This window comes from Streptomyces sp. NPDC046759 (genome assembly GCF_040645475.1).
Taxonomy (GTDB): Bacteria; Actinomycetota; Actinomycetes; order Streptomycetales; family Streptomycetaceae; genus Streptomyces.
Window position 1 is genome coordinate 18277 of the sequence record NZ_JBEYYJ010000009.1, and the last position, 26374, is coordinate 44650.

Here is a 26374-nt window from a genome sequence, read left to right on the forward strand (position 1 = left end):
GCCAGCGCCAGGACACTCCGCAGGCTGTCGTGGCGGAACCATCGGGGCTGCCCGACGAGCTGGAAGCCGTCCCGCCCTCGTCGGTGGGGAAGCGGCCGACGGCCGGTGGACCGGGTCCGGAGGTTGTCGCACCGGCCGTGGCACACCCAACTCCGGATCCCCGGCAGGAAAGCGCACCCCGCGGGAACCCCCCGCCGGGCATCGCCTGGCCGGACGTTCCCCACTGTCCTGCCGTCTCGTCCGACCAGCTCGGCACCGGCCCCGCACAGGGATCTGGGCCTTCCGCCCGCGCACACGGGCGGAAGACCGGTGACAGAGGGCGGCGATTCACCAGCCGCAGGCGCCTACGCATCGCCGGAACCTTAGGGATAGGCGCGGCGAGCGGACTGATCCTGGCTACTTGGCTGCTGACCTGCGACAACGCCGGCCCGGAGACCTCCTCTTCACCTTCGCGGCACATGGAACCCGCACTGCCGGCGACTCCCGCGCCGAAGGACCCCTCTCCCCCGACTGCAGGGCAGACGAACGGCCCTCAGCCCGGCACACCAGACGCGCCGCTTCCCGAAATCCCGGGCACGGGCGTCCTGCGCCAGGGCGACAGCGGCCATGGCGTCTACGAGTTGCAGGTACGTCTCCAGCAGATCCCCGGCATCTACGACGGTGGCCCGATCGACGGCCGATACGACGCGGAGGTCCGAGCGGCAGTGACCCTGTTTCAGAAGCGGTACGCGATCCACGACGACGAGACCGGGGTCTACGGCGACAACACACGTTTTGCCCTCATGCTCCGGACCAAGTAGCCGGCGGCCGAAGGCCGGGTCCCGGACCGAGGCCGGGGTGTGGCCCCGGCTGCACGAGACCCTTCTTGCCAAGCTTCGCGACGCGAACCCCCTGGACCTCTCCCGGGCGGCCGTCGACGGCTCGCACATCCGGGCGCCGAAGGGGGCCCCAAGACGGGACGAAACCCTGTCGACCGGGGCAGGGCGGGCAGTAGACATCACCTGATCACCGACGCCACCGGCATCCCGCTCGCCGTCACCCTAACCGGCGGCAACCGCAACGACGTCACCCAAGTGATCCCGTTCCTCCAAGCCGTACCGCCTGTGCGGGGCAAGCGCGGCCGGCCCTGGCGCCGCCCGGACGTGGTGCTGGGCGACCGCGGCTACGACCACGACAAGTACCGTCGTCTGGTCTGGGATCTCGGCGTGGAGCCGCTGATCGCCTGCCGCGGCACCGAGCAGGGATCCGGCCCGGGCACCCAACGCTGAGTCGTGGAGCGCGCGTTCGCCCGCCTGCACTGGTTCCGCCGCCTGCGGATCCGCTGGGAGATACGCGACGACATCCACGAAGCCTTCCTCAGCCTCGGATGCGCACTGATCCGCTGGAGAAGACTCCGCATTGCGATGGGCCTTTGAGACGGCGCTGCAGAAGTTCAAGGCCCAGTGGCCCCCTCCGCCAGATCCTTGATCGCGTCGAGGCGGTGTTCCCACTGGGTGGCGAGGGTGTCCATCCACCGCGTTGCCCGCCTCAGTGGTTGCAGGTCGGCTTCGTAGCGGACCTCGCGTCCGGCCCGGTGGGCGCGTACCAGTCCGGCGCGGTCGAGGACGGCCAGATGTTTGGCCACCGCCTGGCGGGTGATAGGGAGGCTTGCTGCCAGGGATGTCGAGGTCGCAGCGCCTTCGCTGGCCAGGACGGCCAGGACCTCTCGGCGGATCGGGTCGGCCAGGGCCACCAGCACATCATCGGGGGCCTGTACGCCCTCGGCAGTGCGGGTCATGGCGTGGTCTGTTCGCTGTCTGCGCGCAGTTGGTCGAGCTTGCCGGGCCAGTTCTGGCTGTTGGCGCGGTGCCGGTCGGTGGCCTCGTCGGTGGGCAGCCCGAGGTGCGCGAAGCCGCTTTCGATCATGGTGAGCCGGGTGCCTCCTGTGGAGTCGTCTTCGGTCAGGCTGAATTCGACCAGGGTGGCGTTGGAGTCGTCCGGTTCCTCGCCTGCGGCGCCTTGCGACCACCGCCAGGACAGGAGGCGCGGAGGCTCGACCGCGTGGATGCGGGCGGGAATCACGCCGTGGATGCCGTGGTCGAAGACCAGGAGGCCGCCTGGGCGCAGATCGATCTTGACCGGCTCTCCATTGCCGAACCAACGGCCGAGGAAAGCGGGCTCGCTCAGCACGGACCAGACCCGTTCCCTGGAAGCATTGATCAGGACGGCGCGTTCGATCGTGTCGGGGATCACCGCAACCTCATCTCATCCGGAATGCGCTACCCAAAGGTTGCACATCCGGAAGCCCATGCGCAACCGATCGGTTGCGCACGAGTGGAGTGGTCGCTCGGGTCCCTCCAGGCTTCGAGCGTCCTACGTACTCATTCCGTTAGGAGTTCTCACCAGACCCCGCACGAGGGAAGGCCCGACCCGACACCGATGAGACGACTCCGCCTCCTGGCGACATCGGCGGGCTTCACACGCGCTGCCGGCGCTGTGGCACCCGGACCGCCGGCGCGAGTGGCCCGCCTGAGGCAGACGTGGGGAGCGCGCCGACCGGTGGTGCGGCGACAGTGCAGTGGATCACGGGTGACAGCCGGCAACTCCCCGACGGCCGCGCCGCCGGCACTCTGCCTTTCCCCATGGCGGAGGGACATTTTCGCGACCCCGCCACTTGAAGCCGTCCGCAGGGTCAACGCTGAGAACAGAGCATCCACCAGTAGCCGATGTGGTTCCCTGCTACCCCCAGCGCAGGCCGAAGGAGCAGCCCAGCGCTGCCGCGGTGGCCGCGTTCAGCGCCACCGTACCGGCCGGCCTTGCGGACCGGGCACCCGAGGACCCGCGTCCCGACGGCGAGGACCTGGTCGCGGCCGTCTCCACACGGCGGCACCGGCGGCCGTCACGCCGGTCCTCTCCATCGCCGTCGCGATCTCCGTCTTCGCAGCGACCGGGAGCTCAGTTGCGACCCGCGCAACCCTGGCCGCGCCGTCACCCGCCCGTCCCTCCTCGGGTCCCGGCGCTGCGTCGGCAGTTTCTCCGCGGGGCCGAGAACCCCGCACCGCGCCGTTCTCTCGCAGACATTCGTGGTCACCGAGTAGGCGGCGCGCCAGGATTGCGACTCGACCGGTACGCCTTGCGGTGGCGCTCACGGCCTACCACTTCGGCTCCCTGCCGTGAAGGCCGCCGACACGGTTCCTGCATATTTCTACCGCACGTCGTCCCACCTCGCTAGGCTGACCAACAGGCCGGGCAGCGAGGGGAACAGCGTGCCGGAGCAGGAGCGCAACGAGAGGCCAGTGGGTTCGGCGGGCCCCAGCAGGGCGGGAACGCCCCTGTACGAGCGTGACGATGAGGTCGCCGCCGCGCGGAAGGCGGTGGAGGCACTCTGCACCGGGGCGGACAGCGGTGGTCGACGTGGCGGGCTGCTGTTCTTGAGCGGCGCCGCAGGACTGGGCAAGACGACTTTGCTGGCCGAGATCCGAGGCATGGCCGCTGCCCGCGGGTGCACCGTCCTGTCCGCACGCGGCAGCGAGCAGGAGCATACGGTTCCCTTCCATGTCGTCCGCCAGTTGTTGCAACCTGTCCTGGCATCCTGCACCGAGCCCGAGCGTCGCGACATCTTCGGGGGCTGGTACGAGATCGCGGGGCCGGCCGTCGGCCTCTTCGCTCAGCAGGCCGGTACCGCCGTACCGGATCCGCAGGGCGTCCGGGACGGTCTGGATTGGGTCCTCACCCAGCTCGCCGTGCGCAAGGCGCCGATCATCACGGTCGTCGACGATGCTCACTGGGGTGATGCGGAGTCCCTCACCTGGCTGGCCACGTTCGCCGTGCGAGTGCAGGAACTTCCCGTCCTGATCGTCCTGGGGTACCGTCCGGACGAACTGCCGGCCGAGGCAGCGGCGTTCCGCGAACTGGTCGGCGGCCGCGGGTCACACCCGATCACCCTGCGCGCTCTCAGCCCTGAGTCGGTCGCGAAACTCGTCCGCGGCGCACTCGGGCCGGACGCGGACGATCCCTTCTGCCGCGAGTGCTGGGCCGTCACCGGCGGTAATCCCTATGAGACCGTCGAACTCGTCGCCAAGGTCCAGGACCGAGGACTCACCCCCTCCGAGGAGTCGGCTCATCTGCTGCGAGACCTGGGTGCGTCGTCCCGCGGCAGCGGACTGGTCAAGCGACTGGAGAGGCTCGGCAACCGGGCCGTGCGGCTTGCCTGGTCGGCGGCCGTACTCGGTACCGAGATCTCCCCCGAACTGGCGGCTTCGGTGGCCGGGCTGCCACCGGCCGAGGCTCAGGACGCCACGGACACATTGCGAGTCGCTCGTATCCTGACCGGCACCAGGACCCTCGAGTTCGTCCACCCGCTCATCGCCACTGCCGTGTATCGGGCCATCCCCTCGGCGATGCGCACCGCCATACACGGGCAGGCCGCCAGTGCGGTGACCGACGCGGGCTTGAACATCACTGTCGCCGCCCGGCACCTGCTGGAGACCCATCCGGGCAACGACCCACACACCGTGGAGCAGCTGCGCGCGGCCGCGCGGGAGAACCTTCGCCAAGGTGCTCCGGACGCCGCCCACCGTTGCCTGGAGCGTGCGCTGCGCGAACCGCCTCCGGCCGAGGAGCGTGCGGCCGTGCTCTACGAGCTCGGCTGCTCTGCCCTGCTCACCTCCCCGGCCACCACGGTCAACCACCTCTCCGCGGCCCTGGAGCTTCCCGACCTCGACCCCACGCTGAGAGAGGACGCCACCTTCCGCTTGGCCCAGGCTCTCGCCCACAACGACCAGCTCGGTGAAGCAGCCGCTGTGGTCGGGGCCGAGGCCGCCACCGCACGGACGCACGGGGCGCGGCTGCGCCTGCAGGCCGCACACCACCTGTGGCAGGTCTTTGACACACAGGAGGAACAGGCGCCTGTCCGTTCGCGTCGGCTCGCGCGGCTCGCCGAGCATCTGCCCGGGCAGAACATGGGAGAGAAGGCCTTGTTGTGCCTGCGCACCTGGGATGCCACGCTGCGAGGTGAGCCGGCTGAACACGCCCTGGCCGTCGCCGCACGCGCCGTGGGGCTCAGCTATACCGACCCTGACTGGGGCTTCGAGCTGCCCAGCATTACCGCGCTCGGGTACATGTACGCCGACGAATGCGACCGCGCAGAGGAGCTGTTCAGCTCCGCCATCGCCGAGTGCCAGCAGGTCGGATGGAGCGGAGCCCACCTCTCCTTCGCCTTCAGCCTCCTCGGGCTGGTCCACTTCCGGCGCGGACTGCTCGTCGAGGCCGAGCGCTGCGCGCGTGAGGCAGTCCGGCTGGCCGACCGCGTCGGACCCAGGTTGCCCGCGAAGTGGTACGCCGTCGGTCTGCTGCTCGACGTCCTGCTGTCCCGCGGCCACTTCGAGGAGGCGCTGAACGTCGCCGAAATGCACGACTTCGCGCCCCCTTACCCCAACGCGGTGGTCTTCCCGGATCCCCAGACGCTGTACGGACGCCTGCTGCTCGTCCGCGGCCGGCGGAAGGAAGCCATCACCCAACTCACGGCCGCCGGGGAACGACTGGAGGCCAAAGGCATACTCAATCCGACCTGGTGCCCCTGGGCGGGACACCTCGCCGTCGCCCTCGCCCCGGAGGACCCCGCAAGCGCCCGCGCTCTCGCAGCGCAGACACTGCGCCGAGCGGAGCGTTACGACACGCCCACCGCCAAAGGTGAGGCGTTGCGCTTCAGCGCGGCGGTGTCCGAGGACGAGGACGCCTTGGCGCTGCTGGAGCGTGCGGTGGAGACGCTCACCAAGTCCCCGAATCAGTACCTGTACGCCGAGGCACTGGTCGACTTCGCCATCGGCCTCAGACGCTGCGGCCGTGCCGACCGGGCGGCGGAACTGGCACTCGAGGGTGCCGACTTGGCGAAGAGGTGCGGCGCGGAACATCTCGCTGCGCGGGCGCACGCGGAGATCGCCGCAGCGGGCTTCCGCCCGAGTGAACTGCGCACCTCGGTGCAGAGGGAAGAACGGACAGCGGAGCCGGGCCGTGCGGACGCTGAGGAACTACGGCGCTGACGCCGAACAGAGTTCTTCGACTGGGCAGCGACGGGCGTACAGGATCCGCCCCCATTGCCTCGTAGTGCGGTGATCAGCTTGCCGAACTGACGCAGGCTCAGCCCGCTGAACGGGGCTGTCCAGGACGACTCCGACGCCGTGATCACACCAGCCACAGCGAGATCTCTCAGAGATCGACGGCATGGCACGATGACGGCCATGTCAGGTCAGGTCAGGTCAGGGGTCACTAATATCGCTGGGCGGCGTTGTCCTCGCAGGACTCAAAGAGCGTTTTGTCCCAGCAGTGGTGTTTGATAAGGGAGCTGTCCCACCTGCGGGAATATTGTGAGACAGGCGGTGCTGCCGAGCGATTCAATGTGAGGATGAACGATTCTCTGTGGGGTCGGTTCTCGGCCGAGGACCAGCGGGATGTGGACCAACTGGTGGCTGCGAGACGCCACGTTCGGGCCATCGCACTGATGCGTGAGCGCGCTGGTCTGCCGCGGCCAGATCTCCGCGACTGCGTTGACCTCCTGGAAGAACGCGTCCAGGCCCTGCGGGGGGTAGGCGGGGACCGGGACGGTCCCGAGGCCGATTAGGTGTCGCACCAGTTCGGGGTGGTCTCGCGGGTGAGGCGTCCGCTTATGAGGTCGATCATTGCGACGTGGATCATGGCTTCGGAGCGGTGGGAGTGGGTTTCGTAGTCGCGGGCGAGACGTCGGTGGAGCACGAGCCATCCGTAGGTCCGCTCGGCTGCCCAGCGTTTCCTTTCTTGCGTTGACTGTTTTCCATGTCAATGCCGAGAGCGGCCGCGTGCTCGACGAGGTGCTGGCGGTAGCCGCCGTCGACCCACACCTTGCGGATGCCGTCCCCGCCTAAATCAACCCTTGATGGTGGGGAGTGCTGCGGCGGCACGGGCTCGTTGAGACGATTGTGCCGCCGCGTGCCTCCTGCGTCGAAAACGTCAGTGCTCGCACCGGTGAAACGTCTGTCCAGCAAGCCCTGCCACGGCAGCAGCCCGCCCGCAGAGCACCGCCTCGGCGGGCGCGGGTGACGCCCGCCGAGGGCGAGCATGTCCAGCGGTGGGGCTGGCCGCGGAGCACAAAAGCATGCGCCCGAATGCGAGGGGGTGGCGTCATCACACCCTGTCCCTACGACCACAGGCCGCCGATCAGGAGCTTCTTGCTGACCTCGGAGTCGGTGGCCAATGGTGAGCCGCTGGCCCTGGAGCAGGTGAGCGGCATTTTGGGAGCGGGCGGATCGGACATCTCACCGCAACTGAGCTGGTCCGGGTCTCCCGAGGAGACGCGCAGTTTCACGGTCGCGATGTTCGACCCCGACGTGCCCGCCGCCTCAGGCTTCTGGCATTGGGCCGTCGCCAACCTTCCCGTCGTGACCGACCTACCGGCCGGTGCAGGAGGCGTAGGCGACCTGGCTGGCAGCGCGGTGACGCTGCCCAACGACGCCGGCCGCAGAAGGTATCTCGGTCCGGCGCCTCCTCCAGGCAACGGGCCGGACCGCTACTTCCCTGTGGTGCACGCCGTCGATGTGGAAGAACTGGAGGTGTCCTAGCCGATTGTGTTGTGGAGTGCCTCGAGGCCATCTCGGTAGATCTCGGTGAAAAGAGCAATCACTTCGCCGTCGGTCGCTTTCCCTTCGGGGGTGAAACGGCCCGACCACTGCACTTCGGCGCTGTCAGGGGCACCGCTCACCCCGTGCACGCGCAGGGTGGACAGGTAGCCGACGACAGGGAAAGGTGCTTCCAAGATGGTGTAACTGTAGTGACGCTCCACGTCGTTGAACTCCACCAGGCGCTCGATGATGACGTCGTCGTCGGGGTTTTTCAGCCGTCGGACACGGCCGCCCTCCACGAGGTCACTGTCGGAGATGTAGGGCAGCCAGTCGGGCAGAGAGCCGAAGCCACCGATTAGTTGCCACACTCGTGCGGGTGAGGCGGAGACGGTCCGGCTGACGGATGTCGATGCCATGACGTTCTCCAGAGCTCGTTGGTTTCCGTTGCCGGACGAGAGGTATGCGCACGGGCTCAGACGCCGCCAGGCAGCGGCGCCTGCGGGCTGACCAGGTCGGCTTCCCGCAGTTCACGCCAGAAGTCAGCCGGGATCTGCTCATGCAGGGCGGCAAGGTCCTCGGCGATGCGACTGGGCTTGGTCGCACCGGGAATGACGGCAGCAGTCACGGGGTGAGCGAGGCTGAACTGCAGGGCCGCGGCTTTCATGCTCACCCCGTGTCGGTCCGCGAGATCCTTCAGACGCTGGACCTTTTCCACGATCTCGGTGGAAGCGTCAGCGTATTCGAAGTGGGAACCGCCGGCGAGTACACCGGAACTGTACGGACCACCGACGACCATGCTGACCTGCTGCTCGACGGCCATGGGCAGCAGTCTCTGCAGAGCATGAGCGTGATCCAGCAGCGTGTAGCGCCCGGCCAGCAGGAAGCCGTCCGGCCGGGGCTCTTCCAGGGCCAGGGCCAACTCGACGGGTTCTGTGCGATTGACCCCGAGACCCCACGCCTTGATGACGCCTTCGTCGCGCAGCCGGGAGAGGACCCGGAAGGCGCCGGTCCGGGCCTCCTCGAACTTCTGCAGCCACAGGTCGCCGTGGAAATCCTGGGAGATGTCGTGGACCCACACGATGTCGAGCCGGTCCACGCCCAGTCGTTTCAGGCTGCCTTCGAGCGAACGCTCGGTTGCCTCTGCCGTCCACTCGTGCACGATCTTGTTGGGACGGCCGAACTCGAACAGACTGCCCTTCTCCCCCAGATCATGGGAACCCTCTTCGATCTCGTCCAGGATGACCCGGCCCACCTTCGTCGACAGGACGAACTCGTTCCGGGGCTTGCTCGAAAGGAGCCCACCAAGGCGGATTTCGGCCAGACCTGCCCCATACAGCGGTGCGGTGTCGTAGAAGCGGATGCCCTGGTCCCAGGCGGCGTCGAGCGTCGCGTTCGCTTCGTCGTCCGGGACGGCGCGGAACATGTTGCCCAGTGGAGCCGTCCCGAACCCGATCCGATCGGGGAGGATCTTTTGCAGGTTCACGCTACTTCCCCTTCACGGTGCCTGTGCCTACGCCACCGAGGGTCCCGCCGTGGCGATCACCCGGCTGACGCTCTCGATCTCCTTCACCAGACGTTCGGCCACATGCTGCAGCCACCCCCGCCCGCTCCTCGACATTCGCCAACCGGTGCGGGGCGGTCGCGGCCACCGCCCGGGCAAGCTCGCACTCCGGTTCCTCAGGAAACAGTTCGTCGGAGTCGAGGACCTCACCTGCCCCGGGACGCGTCATCGCGACAGTCAATGTCCACCGTATGACCACGCGATATGGCTCGCAATTTCACCCGTTTGAACCATCACGCGGCCCACAGCGCGGCGCCCCCAGCGCTATGCGGCGCGGTGCATCCGGCTCGGCGAGAACGCGCGGTCCAACAGTGACGGCCTGTCGAGCGGCGACCACACCCACCACCGGTCCCCCTCCACGGCAACGAATGCGCGGCAAGCAGAGACGCGCGAACATGGTGATCCGGGACATGCGGCGGAGTCGGAGCATTACGACTTCCGCGAAGGAGGTCCGCGACTCAGCGCAGCCGACCGGACAGGGCGATCGGGGTGGCTGCGGCCGACGTCTTCCGCACGACCGTCACTGTTCTCAGTCGCCGAAAGGGCCAAGTCCAGCTGGCACGCCGAGGAAGTGGAAGCACATGACCGTCTCCGGAATCCTGACATCGGGCCAGTGCAGACTGGCCCTTGGAGTGGCGGTGCTCTCCGCCCTGACAGTGGTGCCGATGCCGACTCACGCCGCGGACGATATCGGTCGGGCCCCGACGGCCCAGAAGCCGACCGTGGTGCTCGTACACGGAGCATTCGCCGACGGGTCCAGCTGGAACGCAGTGGTACAGCGCCTGCAGCAGGACGGCTACCCGGTCATCGCCCCGCCGAACACACTGCGCGGCATACCCCAGGACTCGACGTACCTGAACAGCCTCCTCAAAACCATCAAGGGACCGATCGTCCTCGTCGGACACTCCTACGCCGGTGAGGTGATCTCACAGGCGGCCGCCGGCGTCGACAACGTCAAGGCACTGGTGTACATCAACGCCATCATGCCGGACAAGGGAGAGTCCTTCGCCAGCCTCTCCGGCAAATTCGCGGCAGCCCCGCTCACCAAGGCGCTGAAGCAAGTCCCCTTCCGCAACGGCGACGCCACCACGGGCACCGACGTGTACATCCAGCCCGCCAAACTCCACGCCGCCTTCGCCCAGGACCTCTCCCAGCAGCAGGCCTCCGTCATGGCATCGACACAGCGCCCGATCGCACAGTCGGCCTTCACCGACAAACTCACCGAAGCAGCCTGGCGGGACAAGCCCGTCTACGTGCTCGTCGGCACCCAGGACCGGGCCATCAACCCGAACCTCGAACGGTACGAGGCCAAACGCGCACACGCACGCAAGACAGTGGAGATCAACTCCTCGCACGTGTCCCTGATCTCCCACCCCCAAGCCGTCACGGATCTCATCCTCAGCGCGGCCCACGACTCCGGCTACCAGTAATGGCGGTGACGGCAAGTTCACCAAAAGCGGGGACCGGAAAGCTGCTGAGGTACTCGATCGAGGTCGGCCTGGCCAGTCTGCTGAGCTACTGGGCGGCCACCAGGTTCTGGTCGAACACTCATCGGCCGTACGAGGAGGGGCAACTCGGCGGCATGTGGGCTGCGATCTCCACGATTTTCGTGGTCCGGGAATGCAAAAGGGAGAGTGCAACAGCGGCGATCGCGCGCATGTCGGCGACGCTCGTCAGCTTCGTACTCTGCCTGATGTACCTCGCCTTCCTGCCCTTCCAAGCCTGGGGCCTCGCCCTGCTCGTGGGCTTGAGCGTCCTGGTACCCGGGCTGATCGGACGGCCCGGCGACGAAGCGACCGCAGCCATCACCACCACTGTCGTCATGGTCGTCGCAGGACTGAACCCGCACGGGGCCTGGAAACAGCCGCTGCTGCGTTTGGCGGACACGGCCATCGGTGTAGCCGCAGGCTTGGTCACGCTGGTCATCGTGAATCAGATCGGCAAGTGGACGGGCAAAGGCAGCAACTCTCCATCGGATCGATCACCTACGAATACGAAGGCCGGCTGACTCCTCACACTTTCGCGAAGTGAGCTGTCCGAGCGCTGATCGATGGCCGAGGCCGCGGGCTCCCACAGCACCCCCTGCTCATCGGGGCAGCTCCGATGAGCAGGGGCGTTTGTTCATCGCTCGATCCGCAGCCTCGTCGCACCCGGATTCACCCGTGTGGTCCCGCCGAGGACCAGGACACCTCGAGCCTCCACCGTGCCCGCTCGCGGTGCTCGGGCTCCGAGCCCGCGGCTCCGAAGTGCGCGACAGCAATGGCCCGCTTAGCGTGCGAAGGGCGTTGGGACTGCCCAACCGTGGTCGCGCGTGCGCGCGAAGGTCGGGACGAAGGAGCGTGGGGTATGGCGAAGGTACTGTTCATCGTCAGCGGTGCCAGCTACTGGGTGCTCAAGGACGGCACGAGGCATGCCACAGGTTACTGGGCGGAGGAGTTCGCGAGCCCGTACAAGATCCTCACGGATGCCGGTCACCAGGTGGTCATCGCCACTCCGGACGGCGTGATTCCCACCGTCGACATGATGAGCCTGCGCCCGTCCTTCAACGGTGGTGAGGACGGGGCCCTGGAGCAGGAGAACATCATTCGCGACGCCGAGGGCATGCGGCGGCCGCTCAAGCTCTCGGACGTGCGGCTCGAGGACTATGACGCCGTCTACCTGCCGGGCGGCCACGGGCCGATGCAGGACCTGGCGTTCGACCCCGACACTGGGCGCCTGCTGACCGAGCAACTGCAGTCGGGCAAGCCGCTGGCGATCGTGTGCCACGCCCCGGCCGCGATGCTGGCCACCCGGATCCACGGCGTCTCGCCGTTCAAGGGCTACAAGATCACGGCCTTCACCAACGACGAGGAGGAGGGCGTCGGGCTGGCCCCCCGAGCCCCGTGGCTGCTGGAGACCGACGTCAAGGAGAAGCTCGGGGTCGACTTCAGCCGGGGTCCGAAGTGGGAGCCGTACATGGTCGAGGACCGTAACCTCATCACCGGCCAGAACCCGCGCTCGGCCGGGGTCCTCGGCAAACGACTCCTCGAAGTCCTCGCCTGACGGGCCTGACGGCGTCGCAGCGGCTCAGCCCGCGGCCCGTGGTGCAACCACGGTTTCGGCACCACGGGGCGCGGCCAGGGTCGCGCCCCGCGTTCCATCTGAGCGACTGCGGCGTTTCGAGCGGTTGGTGCCATGGGCCGTTGCCGGGGGCGCCACGTCGCTGCGATGCCGGTTCAAGCCGAGACCGGCGTCTCCGGCTTCATCTTGTAGGCGTTCTCGATCGCCGGATGCCGGGTACCGAGGCCATCGGTGACTTTGCGCTCCCACGGAACCTGCTGCAGCTGCTTGGTCTCCTCGATCATCGACTTCGGCTCCAGGTTCCGGAAGTTGTCGACCTCGCCGGCCGCCACGGCCGTCAACGTGGCGAAGACCGGCTCAGGGTCGAACTGCGCGCGTGGGAAGGCGAGTTCGGAGTAGTCGAACAGCCGCTCCGAGGGGTCGTCCTCCCAGCTCTCCCACGTCTGGAACATCCGGTCGTTGAAGCCGGTCAGGAACGGCCCCGGATTCACCGTGGCGACCTCTATGTTGTACTCCTGCAGCTCGTACGCCATGGTCTCGGCGATCGCCTCGATCGCGTGCTTGGACGCCGAGTAGATACCCGTGAACGGATTGACGTTCAGGCCCTCCCGTGACGAGACCCAGACGATACGGCCTTCGCCGCGCTTGACCATCTGTTTGGCGATCCCCTGGGTGAGCAGAAGCGGCCCCGTGACGTTGACCTCGAACTGGTGCCGGATGTTCGCGCCGGGGATGTCGACCGTCGAACCTCCTTCTCCGACGCCCGCGTTGTTCACGAGGATCTCCACGCCCCAGTCGAGAGCCTTGCGCCGCTCGCCGTCGTTGGTGACGTCGAGCTTCTCCACGTGCAGGTCGACCTTCCGCTCGGCCGCCTGCCACTTCAAGGTCTGAACCTGGGCGTAGATCTCGACGCTGGCGATGACGTCGAATCCCTTCTGGGCCAGCCGCATGGCCGCCTCGAAACCGAAGCCGGAACCCGCTCCCGTAACGAGAACTTTCTTCAGCGACGAATTCGACATGGTGACACACTTCCTTTTCGCCTATCCGGTTCGCGTGATCATGAGATTACCAATGGTCTTATCGGATCTATTGTGCATTTCCATGGCGGGAACGGTGCTGCCGCTTACAACCACCTCTTCGAAGAACGGGATCGCGTGTCAGATGATGTCGAGTCGGTCCAGGAACGGCTCGGCGACAGCGGCGTCCCCGGTGATCTCGCAGTGGTCGCGCCACGGAGTGCGGGTGGTACCCCAGCAGATGAAGTCGGCCGCGCTGCTGTGGACCTGGGTCGAGCCGAGGGCGCCAGGCGCAACAGTCAGCCCGGCGTGCCCGCCCTCGGCGGGCAGTATCGTGACCGTCGTGGCGCCGGGGCCGGTCAGGTCCAGCACGAGCGGCTCGGTGACCGCGGCGTCCAGGTCGTGACCTTGCATCTGCGGCACCCCGGCGAGCATGAACTCCACGGCCGGAGCCACCAGTTCGTCTGTCGGCGCCGGAACCGTGAACGGCAGCGGCCCCCGGGGGGCGAGCAGGTCGTAACGCAGATGGCAGAGCACATTGAACGCCATGGTGTTGGCCAGCAGATGCCGCGGGTAGGTTCCCAAGCCCGGCACCGGTATCGGGTCGTCCGCTTGCGGTGTCGTCTGGCCCGCTTCCAGGAGCTCCAACTGCCGGGGGGTGTAGCGCCTCCACTCGTCGATCACCTCACGGTGGTTCCAGCCACGGCGCTCGTCGACCCGCATGTCGTGGTAGCGCTCGCGAACCTGCGGCCAGGACGGGTCCGGTGTGGGGGGTTCGACCGCTTCATGGGCGAGGGCCGCCAGGTGGGCGATCACATCGATGACCCGCCAGCCCTTGCAGGCGGAGGGCGACTCCCACTGCTCGTCATCCACCCGTGGAACGATGTCCGCGAGCTGCGCGCTGCTCGTTCGCGCCGACGCGACGCCTGCTCGTGTCATCAATGCCTCCCTTTGGCGGGCCCAAGCGCGGGCTGGTGTCCGAGGGACAGCTCGATCAGGCCGCCCGTCGCGACAGCCGGTACGTGGCCGCTACGTCCGCCCGCCCCTGACCGTGCGTGGCAGCCGACTGCAACCGGTCACGCACGACTTCCGCGATGCCCAGCCGCAGCCCGGCACCGTGAGCAGACTCGGTGATCAAAGCGGCGTCCTTCGCCGCCGCCTCCAGCGGGAAGGACGGTGTGTCGAGGTCGTCGCTGATCATCTTGGGGCCCTTGGACTGCACGTACTTGCTGTCCAGCGCACTGCCGCTGATGACGTTGATCAGCTGGTGGGGGTCGACACCCAGCGCGTCGGCCAGGGTGAGGGACTCGGCGATGCCCTCGACGGTCGTCAGCACCCACGCGTTGTAAGCGAGCTTGAGGCTGCTGGGCTGCCCGATGTGGTCCAGCCAGACGGTGCGCGTGCCCACCGCGTCCAGGACCGGCTGAACACGCTCGCCGGCACACATGTGGGACGCGGCGGCCAGAATGGTCAGGGTGCCGGCGACGGCCGGTTCCCGCGTGCCCAGCACCGGCGCCTCGACGAAGCCGACGCCGAGTCCATCGGCCTGCTCCCCCAGGCGCAGGCTGCCCTCGGGCGAGACGGTGCAGCACTGCAGCCACACAGCGTCCCGGTCCAGACCGTCACGGGCCTGGTCCATCACCTCGGACACCACCCGCTCGTTGGCGAGAATGGTCAGCACGACCTTGGCCCCGCGGCAGGCCTCAGCCGCCGTGTCGCACACCACCGCGCCGACCTCGGTCAGCGGCTCGGCCGCCGCCCGCCGGCGGTTCCACACCCGAAGCCCCAGCCCGGCCGCAGCGATGTTCCGCGCCATGGCGTCGCCCATGGTTCCGATCCCGAGGACCGCCACCTCCGGACGGCCCCGGGCGGTGTTGCTGCCGCTCATGCTCCCACCTCCGTGGTGACGGTCCCGCCCGCGCTCAGGCGGCGTCCTGCCCGATCCAGACGGTCTTGGCGTTCATGAACTCACGCATCCCGAGGTCGGACAGTTCGCGTCCGTAGCCGCTGCGCTTGACCCCGCCGAAGGGGATTTCGGGGTAGCTGGTGGTGTTGCCGTTGATGAAGGCCATACCGGACTGCACATCCCGGACGAACAGGTCCCGTTCCGCCTGGTCCTCGCTCCACAGGTTCGAACCCAGACCGTACGGGTGGCCGTTGGCGATCTCCAGTGCCTCCTCCAGGGACGCCACGGTCCACACCTGGGCGACCGGGCCGAAGACCTCCTCGTGGAACATCTTCATCTCGTCCGTGATGCCCGTCAGCACGGTCGGCGGGAAGAACCAGCCGGGCCGGTCCGGACGCTTCCCACCCGTCAACACCGTCGCGCCCTTGCCGACCGCGTCGTCCACGTACGCCTCGACGTCCGCCCGGCCGGACTCGGTCGCCAGCGGACCGACATCCGTGGCGTCCTCCATCGGGTCTCCCACCACCAGGGCCGCCATCTTCGCGGTGAACTCCTCCAGGAACGCCTCGGCGATGTCCTCATGGACGAAGAACCGCTTGCCGTTGATGCACGACTGCCCGTTGTTGAGCGTCCGCGCCCTGACCGCCACGTCGGTCGCCCGGTCCAGATCCGTGGACGGCATGACGATGAACGGGTCGGAGCCGCCGAGTTCGAGCACGACCTTCTTGATCACGTCACCGGCGATCCCGCCCACCGAACGTCCCGCCGGCTCACTGCCGGTGAGCGTCGCGGCCGCCACCCGGTCGTCGCGCAGGACCTCCTCGACCCGGCGCGCGGAGATCAGCAGCGTCTGGAACACGTCGTCCGGGAATCCTGCTTCACGGAAGAGCTGCTCCATGTACAGCGCGCACTGCGGCACGTTGGAGGCGTGCTTGAGCACCCCGACGTTCCCCGCCAGCAACGCGGGCGCGGCGAAGCGCATCGCCTGCCACAGCGGCAGGTTCCACGGCATCACCGCCAGCACCACGCCGATCGGCTGGTACGTCACGAAGGACTCCTTGGCGCCGACGTTCCCGGCGTCGGTCCGCAGATCCCGCAGGAATGCCGGGCCGTGGGCGGCGTAGAAGCGCAGTCCGTGGACGCACTTGGCCACCTCCTCGCGGGCGGCCCGGAGCGTCTTGCCCATCTCCGTGGTGATCATGCGGCTGACGTCGTCAGCGTCCTTCTCCAGCACCTCGGCTGCCCGGTTCAGCCATTGAGCGCGCTGCTCAACGCTCGTGAGGCGATAGGACCTTGCCGTGGCGGCGGCCCGCGCCAGCTTGTCGTCCAGCTGTTCGGCGGTGAGTTCGTCGAAGGTCCTGATGACCTCGCCCGTCACCGGATTCGTGGTAGCGATAGCCATAAAATGAGGCTAGATCCGTCGTTCATCTCTAGCAAAAGGTGTCATGTCGCTCTGCGTGAGACACCACGGCCCCTCTGTAGGCAAATATCGTTGGCGTCACGCCGCAGAGGGCGGGCCCGGATCGATCTCCCGCTCGTGGTGCTATTTGAAATCAGCCTTGCGGTTCTATTTGAAATTAGCGGCGCGGAAATGACAAGAGAGCCGCCGAACGCGGCGTGCTGAATGGGAGCTATTCGCGTTCTATTCGCGTTCGTGGTGTCGCTTATGCAGTGCAGTGGTGCGGTGCTCCGAGACGGCAGCCGTCCGTCGTGCGACCGGGACAGTCGGCTGGTGTACTTGGAGTGTGCTCCGGGGGGACACGGCGGCATTCTCGCCCGCTCGTCCGGAAGGTGAAGACTCGATGTCCACGCAGTCCACGCACGCCATCCAGCCGCTCCAGGGCCGCGTCGCGGTCGTCACCGGTGCCTCCAGCGGTATCGGGGAGGCGTCCGCAGAGAAGCTGGCCGCCCTCGGCGCCCACGTCGTCGTGCTGGCCCGGCGGGCCGACCGGCTGACCGACCTGGTCGGCCGCATCGAGAAGAACGGCGGCAGCGCCACGGCAGCCCCGGGGGACGTGACCGACCCCGCTGCCCTGCAGGCGGCCGCCGACCGGGTCGCGGCCGAGCACGGCGGCGCCGATCTGCTGGTGAACAACGCCGGCGTCATGCTGCCCGCGCCCATCGAGCAGCTAGCCGTCGACCAGTGGCGGCACCAGATCGACCTGAACGTCACCGGTCTGATGAACGCCATCGCGGCGTTCGTGCCGCAACTGGTGAAGACCGCCGGCGAGCGCGGCGTGGCCGACCTGATCAACATGTCGTCCATCGCCGCCCAGAACATCTTCCCGAACTTCGCCGTCTACTCCGGTACCAAGGCGTACGTCACCCACCTCTCCCGGCATCTGCGCGTGGAGCTGGGGCCGAAGAACGTCCGCGTCTCGGCGCTCGAGCCGGGCATCGTCGGCACCGAGCTGCAGGACCACGTCACCGACCAGGGCGCCCTGGACTGGCTGGCGGGTTCGAAGGACACCATCGAGTGGCTCACGCCCCAGGACATCGCCGAGACGGTCGGCTTCCTCGCCTCGCTCCCGCCGCGGGTGAACCTGCAGCAGGTCACCATCATGCCGACGGCCCAGCCGTCCTGAGGCGGACACGGAACGTCGAGCCCCTGCTGGGTATCACGCCCCCGTCCACCGCATCAGGGCTGCCGAACGATCGGCGGGCGGGCTGCCCCGGTGCGGTGTCACCCGCTTCCGCATGTGCGCATGACCTGCACCTTCCTACGGTGTGCCGCCACGCAAACGTCCCCACCGCACACGAGGAAGTGGCGCACATGGCCTCCGAAGCAGCATCCGCTCCCCCAGAACCCCGACATCGGCAGTTGCCGGGACGGCGGTGGACGTCACAGCCTCAGCCCCTCGTCACGCCGTGCTGCCGGACGGATGTGGCGGAGTCAGGGCCGCAGGCTACGCCTCGCCACTGCATTGCTCGCCATCCCGAGCACCCCAGCGGCCCGCCACTGTGCCCCATGCATCGTTCGCACACCATGACGTGGCCGTGACTGTTGCGATGCTCCGAGCGGGGCCGGAAGGACTTCCCACGACACCCGCTCATGGCCTACGTCACGAGCGAGCCGGGCGGAGAGCCTGTGCACCAGAGCGTGGTCGCCGGGCGCGCACGGTCCTGGGTGTGTGCAGGCCCGGAAGAGGCCGCCACGGAGTTCGGGCTTCTGATCGACTACCCGACGGGCACTCATACCCGACGGGCACTCATACCCGCCGGGTATGGCGCCGCTGAAGCACGGCACGGTTTCGGCGGCCGCCAACCGCCCGCGATGGCGCGCCGGTTGGGCGACCCTGGCGTCGCGTATCGACGCCGACGACCTCGCCCGCAGTGGGGAGCCCCGCAGGGTGCATGCGGCTCGCTCGGTCCCGCGATCACCTGGCTCACGCCGCCTTGCAGTGCTCATTGGCGCTCAGGACGGCCCGCAGTCGCTGGAAGCGGTCGAGATCTTCCCAGGTGTCGTGGTCGGGCGGGCTGGGGTTGCGGTGTCCGGTGCTCCAGGCCCAGACGCCGGCGGCGATGCCGACGGCGAGCGGGATGAGCAGCCACAGCAGGGCGCCCACGGATTCAGCCTCCTTCCGATGCGATGCGATGCGATGGGATGGGATGGGCGGGCCAGGGAGCTCTCAGGCGGTCAGCTGCTTGGGTGCGCCGCCGGAGACGGCGATCTTGCGGGGCTTGGCGTGTGCGGCCAGCGGGATGCGCAGGGTGAGGACGCCGTTGTCGTACGCGGCCTCGGCGGCAGCCGTGTCCAGGGCGTCGGACAGGGCGAGTCGACGGGTGAACCGGCCGGTGGGCCGCTCGGTCAGTACGGCACGGGCGTCGGCCGGGATCGGGGAAGGCCGCTCGGCGGTCAGGGTCAGCGCGTGCTGTTCCGTGGTCAGCTCGATGGTGGAGCGGTCCATGCCGGGCAGGTCGAACTGCAGGTAGAGCGCTTCGTCGTCGCGCCAGGCATCCGCCGGGATGACGGTGCCGGCCGGGGCGGCGGGATGCGCGAGCTGATGGGTGAGGCGTTCGAGATCGCCCAGACCGCCCGTACGCGCAAGCATGTCCAATTTCTCCCTCCCTGAAGGCAGGCCGCAGGGGCTACGGCCCGACGATCGAGTACCGGCTATCCGTATAACCGACAAGAGATTCACTGACAAGTGCCGACTGCACGAAGTTGACACAGGGAGACTCAATTCACTATCACATGCAGTGACTGTCCGGGTGCACCGACGGCTTTGGCTGCCGGGGGCGGCCTGGGCGGTCGGCGCACGGGAAGGCCGGAAGGGAGGAGCTGGTGACGGAAGAGATGAAAAGTGTCTGGCTGCTGGGGGCCCGCGGCGTTTCGGCGGTCGTTTTCGGCGTGCTGGCGCTGCTCTGGCCGCAGTTGACGGTGCTGGCCCTGGCCTGGGTATTCGGCGCGTACGCCCTGGTGGACGGCGCGATGCTCATCGCTACGGCGTGGCGCCACCGGCATGAACGCCGACCCACCGCGGCCTGTGCGGCGGCCGGCACCCTGGGGGTGGTGGCCGGACTGGTCGCGGCCCTGTGGCCGGGCCTGACGGCCTTGGCGCTGGTAGTCACAGCGGGCGCCCGGGCCATCGTGACGGGATGCCTGGAGTTGTGGGTCGCCACGCGGATGCGGCACGAGCTGCGGCATGCGTGGTGGTGGCGGGCCTCCGCCGTCGTGTCAGTGGCGGCGGGTGTGCTGCTCTGGCTGCGCCCGGATGCCGGCGCCGTGGCCATCGCCCTGGTGCTGGGCGTGTACGCGCTGATCGCGGGCGGCCTGTGGCTGATCGCGGGCTGGCGGGAGTACCGCACTCTTGCCGAGCACGGTTCGCGGTCGTGGACCAGGCCGACGTCCGGTGCCCGCGTGGCCCACTGACCACCGTGCTCCCCGCACCCCCAGGGCGCCGCACCGCAGGCCCGCAGGGGCCTGCGGTGCGGCACGTTTACCGAAAGGCAGGTGAGCATCGTGACGCGGCTGCACACCGACGGCGGCGATCTGGTGGTGCGTCTGCCGTGGCGGTGGGCGCTGGCGCCGCGGCGCCGCAGCGTGCGCCTGCCGCTTGAGTTCGTGGACGAGGTCCGCGTGGAGCCGCACTGGTGGCGCGCGGTCCGCCCGCATCCCGGGCCCTGCTACCGCTTCCGCCCGGGGCGCTGGTGCGTGGGCGAGCTGGAGCACAGTCGGGGCCGGACTTCGCCGCCCTGAGCGCCCAGGGCCCAGTGCGCGTCATGACGACCTTCGGCCACGACGCCCCCTACGCCCGTCTGGCTGTGTCCACCCCCGAGCCGGAGGCCGACGCAGCCTGGCTGCGGCAGACCACTACCAACAGTGCCGATAAAAGTTGAGCCCCCACTTGTCAACTTTCCGGCGCAGTGGACCTCAGAAGAGAGCGAAGGGCGCGAGATGGAGGACAAGGAGGGATGAAGATGCTGATGCGTACAGATCCCTTCCGCGAGCTCGACCGGCTCGTCGAGCGGGTCTGGGGCACGGCCGCGCACCCGGCGGGCATGCCGTTGGACGCCTGGCGTGAGGGCGAGACGTTCTTCGTGGAGCTGGACCTGCCGGGCGTGGACCCCGAGTCGATCGACCTCGATGTCGAGCGCAACGTCCTGACCGTGAAGGCCGAACGCAAGTCGGCGTACGGCGAGGACAGTGACACGGTGATCGCCGAGCGGCCCGCGGGGACGTTCAGCCGGCAGCTGTTCCTCGGCGAGACCCTCGACGCCGACAAGCTCGAAGCCTCCTACGAGGCCGGTGTGCTGAGGCTGCAGATCCCGGTCGCCGAGCAGGCCAAGCCCCGCAAGATCGCCATCAGCGGCGGCAGCGATCGCAAGGAACTGGGCAGCTGACGCCATAGCAACACCACTGCTTCAGGGCTTCGGGCACCAGTCCGGGGCCCTGACGCCGTCCCTGGCCTCTCGGGGCACACCGGCCGTCAGACAGGAGGGCGCAGGCGATCTGCTGGCCGACATCGGCCATCAGCCCGAGTTCGGCGCCCGCCCCTGCGCGCCGCACCATCCAACGCGAGCTCGACGACCGCCTCGCAGCCCTGCTGCCGTCCGGCACACTCAACCCGGGCAACCGCGTCCAGGATGCGGGCAGGGTGCCCTGTCCGGACGGGGAACGGGCCGTCCGCCTTGGGTGCGCCGCCCCTGTTCGGCTGCGTTCCTCGACGAGAGGCGGCCGCCGTGCCGCTGTTCGCACCGGAAACGCGGGAAGGAAGACGCGTGTGCAGCAGCCGCCCGCGATCGCCGATGACGCCGTGCGGCTGCGGGGGCCGTAGGGGGCATGACGCGCACCCCGCACGGCCGGGCGCGGACGGCGAGAGGGAGCACCTTGCTGACGCTCCTCTTCCTCCACCGCTGATCGCACCACACGTCACCCACCCCGACACCAATCCGAAGAGATCCTGCGCGCCCGCCGGGAGCATCGGCGCGGTGTGCCGCTCGGGGCCGCGAAGTCAGACGCCCTTCATCTCTGCTTCCACTCCTTCGCCGACAGCGCCACTCTGCGTCGCGCGCAGTCACGGGAGTACCGCGGGCACCCCCCTGCACCTCCCCCGGACTTGACAAGGCAAGACTCAAGTTTTATTTCAAGAAGGTAGGCAAGTGGACATGAAGCCGCAGCTCAGGATGGGCGAGGAGGTGGCCGGACGTGCGGGAGCAGGAATCGGACCTGTACGCGGTGCTGGGGGTGCAGCCGTCGGTGACGGCCGAGGCGATCACCTCGGCCTTCCGAGCCCGCGTGCGGGAACTGCGCCCCGATACCCGAGTGGACGCGGACACCGCCGCACGGTTCGGTGAAGTGCGGTCGGCGTACGAGACGCTGCGCGATCCCATCCTGCGGGCGGCCTACGACCAGCGCCTCGAGCGCACGCTGCCGGCGTCTGACCGAAGAGCTGTCCCCACCGTGCCGGCGCGGTCCGTGTGGCGGTACGCGGTGGTGCTCGCGGATGTGCGTCCCGAGCCGCCGCTGCGTGCGGGTCCGGTCCGGTGGATTCCCGGCGGGTGAGACGAAGAACGAGGTGAGGACGAGGAGGAGAGCACAGATGGCACGTGCGGTTGGTATCGACCTGGGAACGACGAACTCGGTGGTCTCGGTACTGGAGGGCGGCGAGCCCACCGTCATCACCAACACCGAAGGCGCACGGACGACCCCGTCGGTGGTGGCGTTCTCCAAGAACGGTGAGGTGCTGGTCGGCGAGGTGGCCAAACGGCAGGCCGTGACGAACGTCGAGCGCACCGCGCGCTCGGTCAAGCGGCACATGGGCGACCACGCCTGGCGCTTTCCCGAGCAGGGGGACGTCGACGGCAAGCGCTACACCGCGCAGGAGATCTCCGCGCGCGTGCTGCAGAAGCTGAAGAGGGACGCGGAGTCCTACCTGGGCGAGGACGTCACCGACGCGGTGATCACCGTGCCCGCGTACTTCGACGACGCCCAGCGGCAGGCGACCAAGGAGGCCGGTGAGATCGCGGGTCTGAACGTGCTGCGGATCATCAACGAGCCGACGGCCGCCGCGCTGGCGTACGGACTGGACAAGGAGAACGACCAGACGGTCCTCGTCTTCGATCTGGGCGGTGGCACCTTCGACGTGTCGCTGCTGGAGATGGGCGAGGGCGTCATCGAGGTGAAGGCCACCAACGGCGACACCCACCTGGGCGGTGACGACTGGGACCAGCGGATCGTCGACCACTTGGTGAAGCAGTTCAAGAACCACTACGGCGTAGACCTGTCCAAGGACAAGATGGCCGTGCAGCGCCTCAGGGAGGCGGCGGAGAAGGCGAAGGTCGAGCTGTCGTCGTCCACCGAGACGACCATCAACCTGCCCTACATCACCGCCTCGGCCGAGGGCCCGCTGCACCTGGACGAGAAGCTCACCCGCGCCCAGTTCCAGCAGCTCACTGCCGACCTGCTGGAGCGGTGCAAGGCGCCGTTCCACAACGCGATCAAGGACGCCGGGATCAAGGTGTCCGACATCGACCACGTCGTCCTGGTGGGCGGCTCGACCCGGATGCCGGCCGTGACCGAGCTGGTGAGGGAGCTGACCGGCAAGGATCCGCACAAGGGCGTGAACCCGGACGAGGTGGTGGCCGTCGGTGCCTCGCTGCAGGCCGGTGTCCTCAAGGGTGAGGTCAAGGACGTCCTGCTGCTCGACGTCACCCCGCTGTCCCTCGGCATCGAGACCAAGGGCGGCATCATGACCAAGCTGATCGAGCGCAACACCACCATCCCGACCAAGCGCTCGGAGATCTTCACCACCGCCGAGGACAACCAGCCCTCCGTGACGATCCAGGTCTTCCAGGGCGAGCGGGAGATCGCCGCGTACAACAAGAAGCTCGGCATGTTCGAGCTGACCGGTATCGCCCCGGCTCCGCGCGGAGTGCCGCAGGTCGAGGTGACCTTCGACATCGACGCCAACGGCATCATGCACGTCTCGGCCAAGGACCTGGGCACCGGCAAGGAGCAGAAGATGACGGTGACCGGCGGCTCGGCGCTGCCCAAGGACGACATCGACCGCATGGTCCGCGAAGCCGAGCAGCACGCCGAGGAGGACCGTCGGCGCCGGGAGGCGGCCGAGACCCGCAACCAGGGCGAGCAGCTCGTCTACTCGACCGAGAAGCTCCTGAAGGACAACGCCGAGCGGATCCCGGTGGACGCGAAGTCCGAGACGGAGACGGCGCTGGCCGAGCTGAAGGAGAAGCTGAAGGACGAGAACGCGGACACGGCCGCGATCCGGCAGGCCGTCGACCGCACCGCGCAGGCCGCACAGAAGATCGGCACCGCCCTGTATCAGCAGTCCCGGGCCGAGCAGCCGGCGGATACAGCCGGCGCGTCCGCGGGCGGTGGTACGAGCGGTGGTTCGTCCGATGAGGACGTGGTGGACGCCGAGATCGTGGACGATGACAAGCCGGAGGCTGGTTGACGATGACCAGGAGCGGTCCGCAGAGCACCGAGCTGGACAGGCTGCGGCGCCTGGTGGAGGAGCGGACCGCCGACCTGCAGCGGGTCAAGGCCGAGTACGACAACTACCGCAAGCGGGTGCGGCGGGACCGCCTGGCCGTGCGCGAGATCGCGGTGGCCAACGTGGTGCGGGGGCTGCTGCCCGTGCTGGACGCCGTCGACCGGGCGTTGGCGCACGAGCCGCTGACGCCCGGTCTGAAGGACATCGGCGACAGCCTGCAGGAACAGCTCGGCTCGCTGGGCGTCATGTCGTTCGGTGAGGTGGGCGATCTGTTCGACCCCGCGTGCCACGACGCTCTCACCCACCATGTCTGCGGCGCTGCGGACCGCCTGGTGTGCTCGGCGGTTCTGCGTCCCGGCTACCGTCTGGGCGAGAACCTGCTGCGCCCGGCGACTGTGGAGGTCACCGGGCCGGCCCCGCCGGCGAGGAGTGCACCGGGGCAGGAGTGTGGTGTCCGGGGGTCATCCGCCCCGGCAGACAAACCGCCCTGGCCTGTCGCGCGTAGCTGACAGGCTTGCCCCTGCTTGGGTACCGAGTGAAGGGGGCATCGCCGTCGATGCCCTGAGATCGCTGGTAAGCGGAGGTGACGAAACGATGCAGCACCATGAGTTCCTCGCGCGCGTGCGTGAGCTCGGCGAATACGACAGCCAGGAAGAAGCCGCGAAGGTCACCGACGAGGTGCTGAGCGTGCTGGCCCAGCGCATCAGCCCTGGTGAGGTCGATGACCTCGCCTCCCAGCTGCCCGGACCGCTCGGACAGGCGCTGGTCGCGGCCAAGCAGGCGCAGGCCGAGAGCTTCGGAATCGAGGAGTTCTACCGCAGGGTCGCCGAGCGCACCGGCGCCCGGCCGCGCACCGCGGAGTGGGACGCCGGCGCGGTCCTGACCACCCTGGCCGACGCCGTCTCCGGCGGTGAGCTGAACCAGATCATCAGCCAGCTCCCCTCCGGCTACGCCGTCCTGTTCGGCAAAGCCGATCTCGCCAGCTGAAACCAGGCCCCGGCGCGCCCCGAGTACGGCAACAGCGCTGGCGTGCCGACCACCACCGGTCCGCTCGGCCAGGGCATGACCCACACAGCCTGCGCTCCGAGCGCCAAACCCCGCAAGATCGCCATAAGCGGTCCCGCGGGGAGATCTCCGGCTGGTCGACGGCGGCCGGGGCCGACAAACCGGCGGAGGACGGGCATCTGATCTCCCCCTCACCCGTCCTCCGCCCCCACCGGAGCAAAGAAGCCGAAGAAGGGTGGCGGCCGACATGACCCTGCGACGCGAAGCCTTCCTCGACCAGGTGAAGGAACGCGGCGAGTACGCAACAGACCACGAAGCAGAACGCGCGGCCCGCGTGGTCCTCGCCCTGCTGGGTGCGCACCTGGTCGGCGAGGTGCGCGCCCAGCTGGCGGCGCGCCTGCCCGAAGAGTTCGCCCTGATCCTGCTCAACCCCATGCAGAGCGCCGAGCCGCTGCCGCCGGAGAGGTTCGTGCGGGCAACGGCAGCCTGGATCGAGGGGGCCACCGAGCAGACCGCGGCCTGGGACGTCAGCGCCGTCCTCAGCACCGTCGCCGACGCTGCGGGCCACGACCTCCTGGGCCAGGTCCTGCTCCAGCTCCCCGCAGGCTACGACCTGCTCTTCGGCCGCCCCCAGCCCACCTGACCGAACCCCGAACCCGGTGCCGCAACCCGCCGCTCACGGGATGCCGGCGACAGAAGGGCACACGTTCGAGTCCCGCAACGACCAAGCGGACGCGACGAGATCGCCGCCTCGGCGGTGAGAATGGCCGAAGGCTGCGAAGCCGGCAGGCACCCTGGCCGTGCGCAAGGGCCGTGTGGGGACGCCGGCCGCGTGCGGGGACATGGTGGAGGAGTGCGACCGCCTTTAGGGCGAGCTGGGTGAGGGCCCGCGCTTCGATGTCGCCCGCCAAGGCGGCGGCGAACGTCAGTACCGGATCGCGGACATGACCCAGCCCCAGCCGGCCGGGCTGCGTTTCGCCGCCGGCACCCGCGAGCGGGGAGTGGGCAGCATGACCGGAGTCCTGCTCTGCACCGACAGAGAAGACGTCGGCGCGCTGAATCTCTCCTCTCACCGACCTGGCACCTTCAGCAAGGAGTGCGAAACGCCGGCTGGCTGCTGGCCTCCCACGCCGCCCTGGCCGGCGCCCGCACCGTCTTCCCTGGCCATGAGCTGGCCGATGCAGCTGAAGCCCTCCACGTCGGCTTTCGTGCATGGCTGACGAGGCTGGTCCGCAGGGGCTGTTCACGGACGTGTGCAGACGCTCGCCCGTGCAAGGTTCGATGTCGCGTCCGCGAGT

The 26374-nt window shown here is 68.6% G+C and carries 26 protein-coding genes and 5 pseudogenes; 19 read left to right on the forward strand and 12 right to left on the reverse strand.

The features are described 5' to 3' along the window. Window positions 1-458 precede the first annotated feature (458 nt). On the forward strand, window positions 459-800 hold the full coding sequence (locus ABZ919_RS14390; protein ID WP_361247170.1) for a peptidoglycan-binding domain-containing protein: 342 nt from the start codon (window positions 459-461) through the stop codon (window positions 798-800). A 31-nt stretch (window positions 801-831) separates the two neighbouring features. After that, a pseudogene (locus tag ABZ919_RS14395) lies at window positions 832-1415 on the forward strand (IS5 family transposase); the annotation flags it as partial. A gap of 17 nt (window positions 1416-1432) precedes the next feature. On the opposite strand, the gene ABZ919_RS14400 reads toward ABZ919_RS14395, so the two are convergent. Next, window positions 1433-1777 carry a metalloregulator ArsR/SmtB family transcription factor gene (locus tag ABZ919_RS14400; protein WP_361247173.1) on the reverse strand — a complete coding sequence of 115 codons (345 nt, stop codon included), beginning with the start codon at window positions 1775-1777 and terminating at the stop codon, window positions 1433-1435. After that, on the reverse strand, window positions 1774-2232 hold the full coding sequence (locus ABZ919_RS14405) for an SRPBCC domain-containing protein (RefSeq protein ID WP_361247176.1): 459 nt from the start codon (window positions 2230-2232) through the stop codon (window positions 1774-1776). The genes ABZ919_RS14400 and ABZ919_RS14405 overlap by 4 nt, the downstream gene beginning before the upstream one ends. Before the next feature lie 1013 nt (window positions 2233-3245). On the opposite strand from ABZ919_RS14405, the gene ABZ919_RS14410 reads away from it, so the two are divergent. Next, complete coding sequence (locus tag ABZ919_RS14410) at window positions 3246-6020, forward strand: AAA family ATPase (protein ID WP_361247179.1); 2775 nt, start codon at window positions 3246-3248, stop codon at window positions 6018-6020. A 59-nt stretch (window positions 6021-6079) separates the two neighbouring features. Here ABZ919_RS14410 and ABZ919_RS14415 read toward each other — a convergent pair. Then, window positions 6080-6175 (reverse strand): annotated as a pseudogene (locus ABZ919_RS14415) (IS5/IS1182 family transposase); the annotation flags it as partial. 419 nt (window positions 6176-6594) lie between these two features. After that, window positions 6595-6866: pseudogene (locus ABZ919_RS14420) on the reverse strand (IS5/IS1182 family transposase); the annotation flags it as partial. Between the two features lie 315 nt (window positions 6867-7181). Here ABZ919_RS14420 and ABZ919_RS14425 point away from each other — a divergent pair. After that, window positions 7182-7571, forward strand: a complete 390-nt coding sequence (locus ABZ919_RS14425) for a YbhB/YbcL family Raf kinase inhibitor-like protein (protein ID WP_361247182.1) — start codon at window positions 7182-7184, stop codon at window positions 7569-7571. Here the strand turns inward: ABZ919_RS14425 and ABZ919_RS14430 are convergent. Both ABZ919_RS14430 and ABZ919_RS14435 read right to left on the reverse strand, forming a co-directional pair. Then, a complete protein-coding gene (locus tag ABZ919_RS14430; RefSeq protein ID WP_361247185.1) occupies window positions 7568-7987 on the reverse strand; it encodes an SRPBCC family protein in 420 nt (139 codons plus the stop codon). The two genes, ABZ919_RS14425 and ABZ919_RS14430, sit on opposite strands and share 4 nt — an antisense overlap. A 56-nt stretch (window positions 7988-8043) precedes the next feature. Then, window positions 8044-9054 carry an aldo/keto reductase gene (locus tag ABZ919_RS14435; RefSeq protein ID WP_361247188.1) on the reverse strand — a complete coding sequence of 337 codons (1011 nt, stop codon included), beginning with the start codon at window positions 9052-9054 and terminating at the stop codon, window positions 8044-8046. A gap of 743 nt (window positions 9055-9797) precedes the next feature. Between ABZ919_RS14435 and ABZ919_RS14440 the strand changes: the two genes are divergently transcribed. The 3 genes from ABZ919_RS14440 to ABZ919_RS14450 all read left to right on the forward strand — a co-directional run bounded on the left by ABZ919_RS14440 (window position 9798) and on the right by ABZ919_RS14450 (window position 12174). Then, on the forward strand, window positions 9798-10562 hold the full coding sequence (locus ABZ919_RS14440; protein WP_361247191.1) for an alpha/beta hydrolase: 765 nt from the start codon (window positions 9798-9800) through the stop codon (window positions 10560-10562). Then, window positions 10562-11140: an FUSC family protein gene (locus ABZ919_RS14445; protein WP_361247194.1), complete on the forward strand. Its 579-nt coding sequence runs from the start codon at window positions 10562-10564 to the stop codon at window positions 11138-11140. Before ABZ919_RS14440 ends, ABZ919_RS14445 begins: the two co-directional genes overlap by 1 nt. A 338-nt stretch (window positions 11141-11478) precedes the next feature. After that, a complete protein-coding gene (locus ABZ919_RS14450; protein ID WP_361247197.1) occupies window positions 11479-12174 on the forward strand; it encodes a type 1 glutamine amidotransferase domain-containing protein in 696 nt (231 codons plus the stop codon). Window positions 12175-12347: 173 nt separating this feature from the next. Here the strand turns inward: ABZ919_RS14450 and ABZ919_RS14455 are convergent, their stop codons facing one another. The 4 genes from ABZ919_RS14455 to ABZ919_RS14470 form a co-directional block, all read right to left on the reverse strand. Further along, entirely contained in the window at window positions 12348-13211 is an 864-nt protein-coding gene (locus ABZ919_RS14455; RefSeq protein ID WP_361247199.1) for an SDR family oxidoreductase, read from the reverse strand. Between the two features lie 138 nt (window positions 13212-13349). After that, on the reverse strand, window positions 13350-14147 hold the full coding sequence (locus tag ABZ919_RS14460) for a maleylpyruvate isomerase family mycothiol-dependent enzyme (RefSeq protein WP_361247202.1): 798 nt from the start codon (window positions 14145-14147) through the stop codon (window positions 13350-13352). Window positions 14148-14202: 55 nt separating this feature from the next. After that, complete coding sequence (locus ABZ919_RS14465; RefSeq protein ID WP_361247205.1) at window positions 14203-15096, reverse strand: NAD(P)-dependent oxidoreductase; 894 nt, start codon at window positions 15094-15096, stop codon at window positions 14203-14205. Between the two features lie 34 nt (window positions 15097-15130). Beyond that, a complete protein-coding gene (locus tag ABZ919_RS14470) occupies window positions 15131-16516 on the reverse strand; it encodes an NADP-dependent succinic semialdehyde dehydrogenase (protein WP_361247208.1) in 1386 nt (461 codons plus the stop codon). 400 nt (window positions 16517-16916) lie between these two features. Between ABZ919_RS14470 and ABZ919_RS14475 the strand changes: the two genes are divergently transcribed. Continuing rightward, window positions 16917-17699 (forward strand): SDR family oxidoreductase, encoded by a 783-nt coding sequence (locus ABZ919_RS14475; protein WP_361247211.1) that lies wholly within the window; start codon window positions 16917-16919, stop codon window positions 17697-17699. A gap of 801 nt (window positions 17700-18500) precedes the next feature. Here ABZ919_RS14475 and ABZ919_RS14480 read toward each other — a convergent pair. Together ABZ919_RS14480 and ABZ919_RS14485 are read right to left on the reverse strand one after the other, a co-directional pair. Continuing rightward, window positions 18501-18680: a hypothetical protein gene (locus ABZ919_RS14480; protein ID WP_361247214.1), complete on the reverse strand. Its 180-nt coding sequence runs from the start codon at window positions 18678-18680 to the stop codon at window positions 18501-18503. Between the two features lie 63 nt (window positions 18681-18743). Beyond that, the gene (locus tag ABZ919_RS14485) at window positions 18744-19166 is read right to left on the reverse strand and encodes an Hsp20/alpha crystallin family protein (RefSeq protein WP_361247217.1); all 423 of its coding nucleotides are present in this window, start codon (window positions 19164-19166) and stop codon (window positions 18744-18746) included. Between the two features lie 233 nt (window positions 19167-19399). On the opposite strand from ABZ919_RS14485, the gene ABZ919_RS14490 reads away from it, so the two are divergent. From ABZ919_RS14490 to ABZ919_RS14540, 11 genes and pseudogenes are all read left to right on the forward strand, one after another. After that, window positions 19400-19987 (forward strand): HdeD family acid-resistance protein, encoded by a 588-nt coding sequence (locus ABZ919_RS14490; protein WP_361247220.1) that lies wholly within the window; start codon window positions 19400-19402, stop codon window positions 19985-19987. An 81-nt stretch (window positions 19988-20068) separates the two neighbouring features. After that, the gene (locus ABZ919_RS14495; protein ID WP_361247223.1) at window positions 20069-20314 is read left to right on the forward strand and encodes a hypothetical protein; all 246 of its coding nucleotides are present in this window, start codon (window positions 20069-20071) and stop codon (window positions 20312-20314) included. 221 nt (window positions 20315-20535) lie between these two features. Continuing rightward, window positions 20536-20958 (forward strand): Hsp20/alpha crystallin family protein, encoded by a 423-nt coding sequence (locus ABZ919_RS14500; protein ID WP_361247226.1) that lies wholly within the window; start codon window positions 20536-20538, stop codon window positions 20956-20958. A gap of 121 nt (window positions 20959-21079) precedes the next feature. Next, window positions 21080-21392: pseudogene (locus ABZ919_RS14505) on the forward strand (hypothetical protein); the annotation flags it as partial. Between the two features lie 371 nt (window positions 21393-21763). Beyond that, window positions 21764-22120: a J domain-containing protein gene (locus tag ABZ919_RS14510; protein ID WP_361247229.1), complete on the forward strand. Its 357-nt coding sequence runs from the start codon at window positions 21764-21766 to the stop codon at window positions 22118-22120. Window positions 22121-22157: 37 nt separating this feature from the next. Continuing rightward, window positions 22158-24032: a molecular chaperone DnaK gene (gene dnaK, locus ABZ919_RS14515; protein WP_361247231.1), complete on the forward strand. Its 1875-nt coding sequence runs from the start codon at window positions 22158-22160 to the stop codon at window positions 24030-24032. A 2-nt stretch (window positions 24033-24034) separates the two neighbouring features. After that, window positions 24035-24580: a nucleotide exchange factor GrpE gene (grpE, locus tag ABZ919_RS14520; RefSeq protein WP_361247234.1), complete on the forward strand. Its 546-nt coding sequence runs from the start codon at window positions 24035-24037 to the stop codon at window positions 24578-24580. An 85-nt stretch (window positions 24581-24665) separates the two neighbouring features. Then, on the forward strand, window positions 24666-25058 hold the full coding sequence (locus ABZ919_RS14525) for a DUF2267 domain-containing protein (RefSeq protein WP_361247236.1): 393 nt from the start codon (window positions 24666-24668) through the stop codon (window positions 25056-25058). 15 nt (window positions 25059-25073) lie between these two features. Next, window positions 25074-25259 (forward strand): annotated as a pseudogene (locus ABZ919_RS14530) (hypothetical protein); the annotation flags it as partial. Between the two features lie 64 nt (window positions 25260-25323). Continuing rightward, window positions 25324-25719: a DUF2267 domain-containing protein gene (locus ABZ919_RS14535; RefSeq protein WP_361247239.1), complete on the forward strand. Its 396-nt coding sequence runs from the start codon at window positions 25324-25326 to the stop codon at window positions 25717-25719. Window positions 25720-26020: 301 nt separating this feature from the next. Beyond that, on the forward strand, window positions 26021-26296 hold the full coding sequence (locus tag ABZ919_RS14540; protein ID WP_361247241.1) for a hypothetical protein: 276 nt from the start codon (window positions 26021-26023) through the stop codon (window positions 26294-26296). Window positions 26297-26374: the final 78 nt, after the last annotated feature.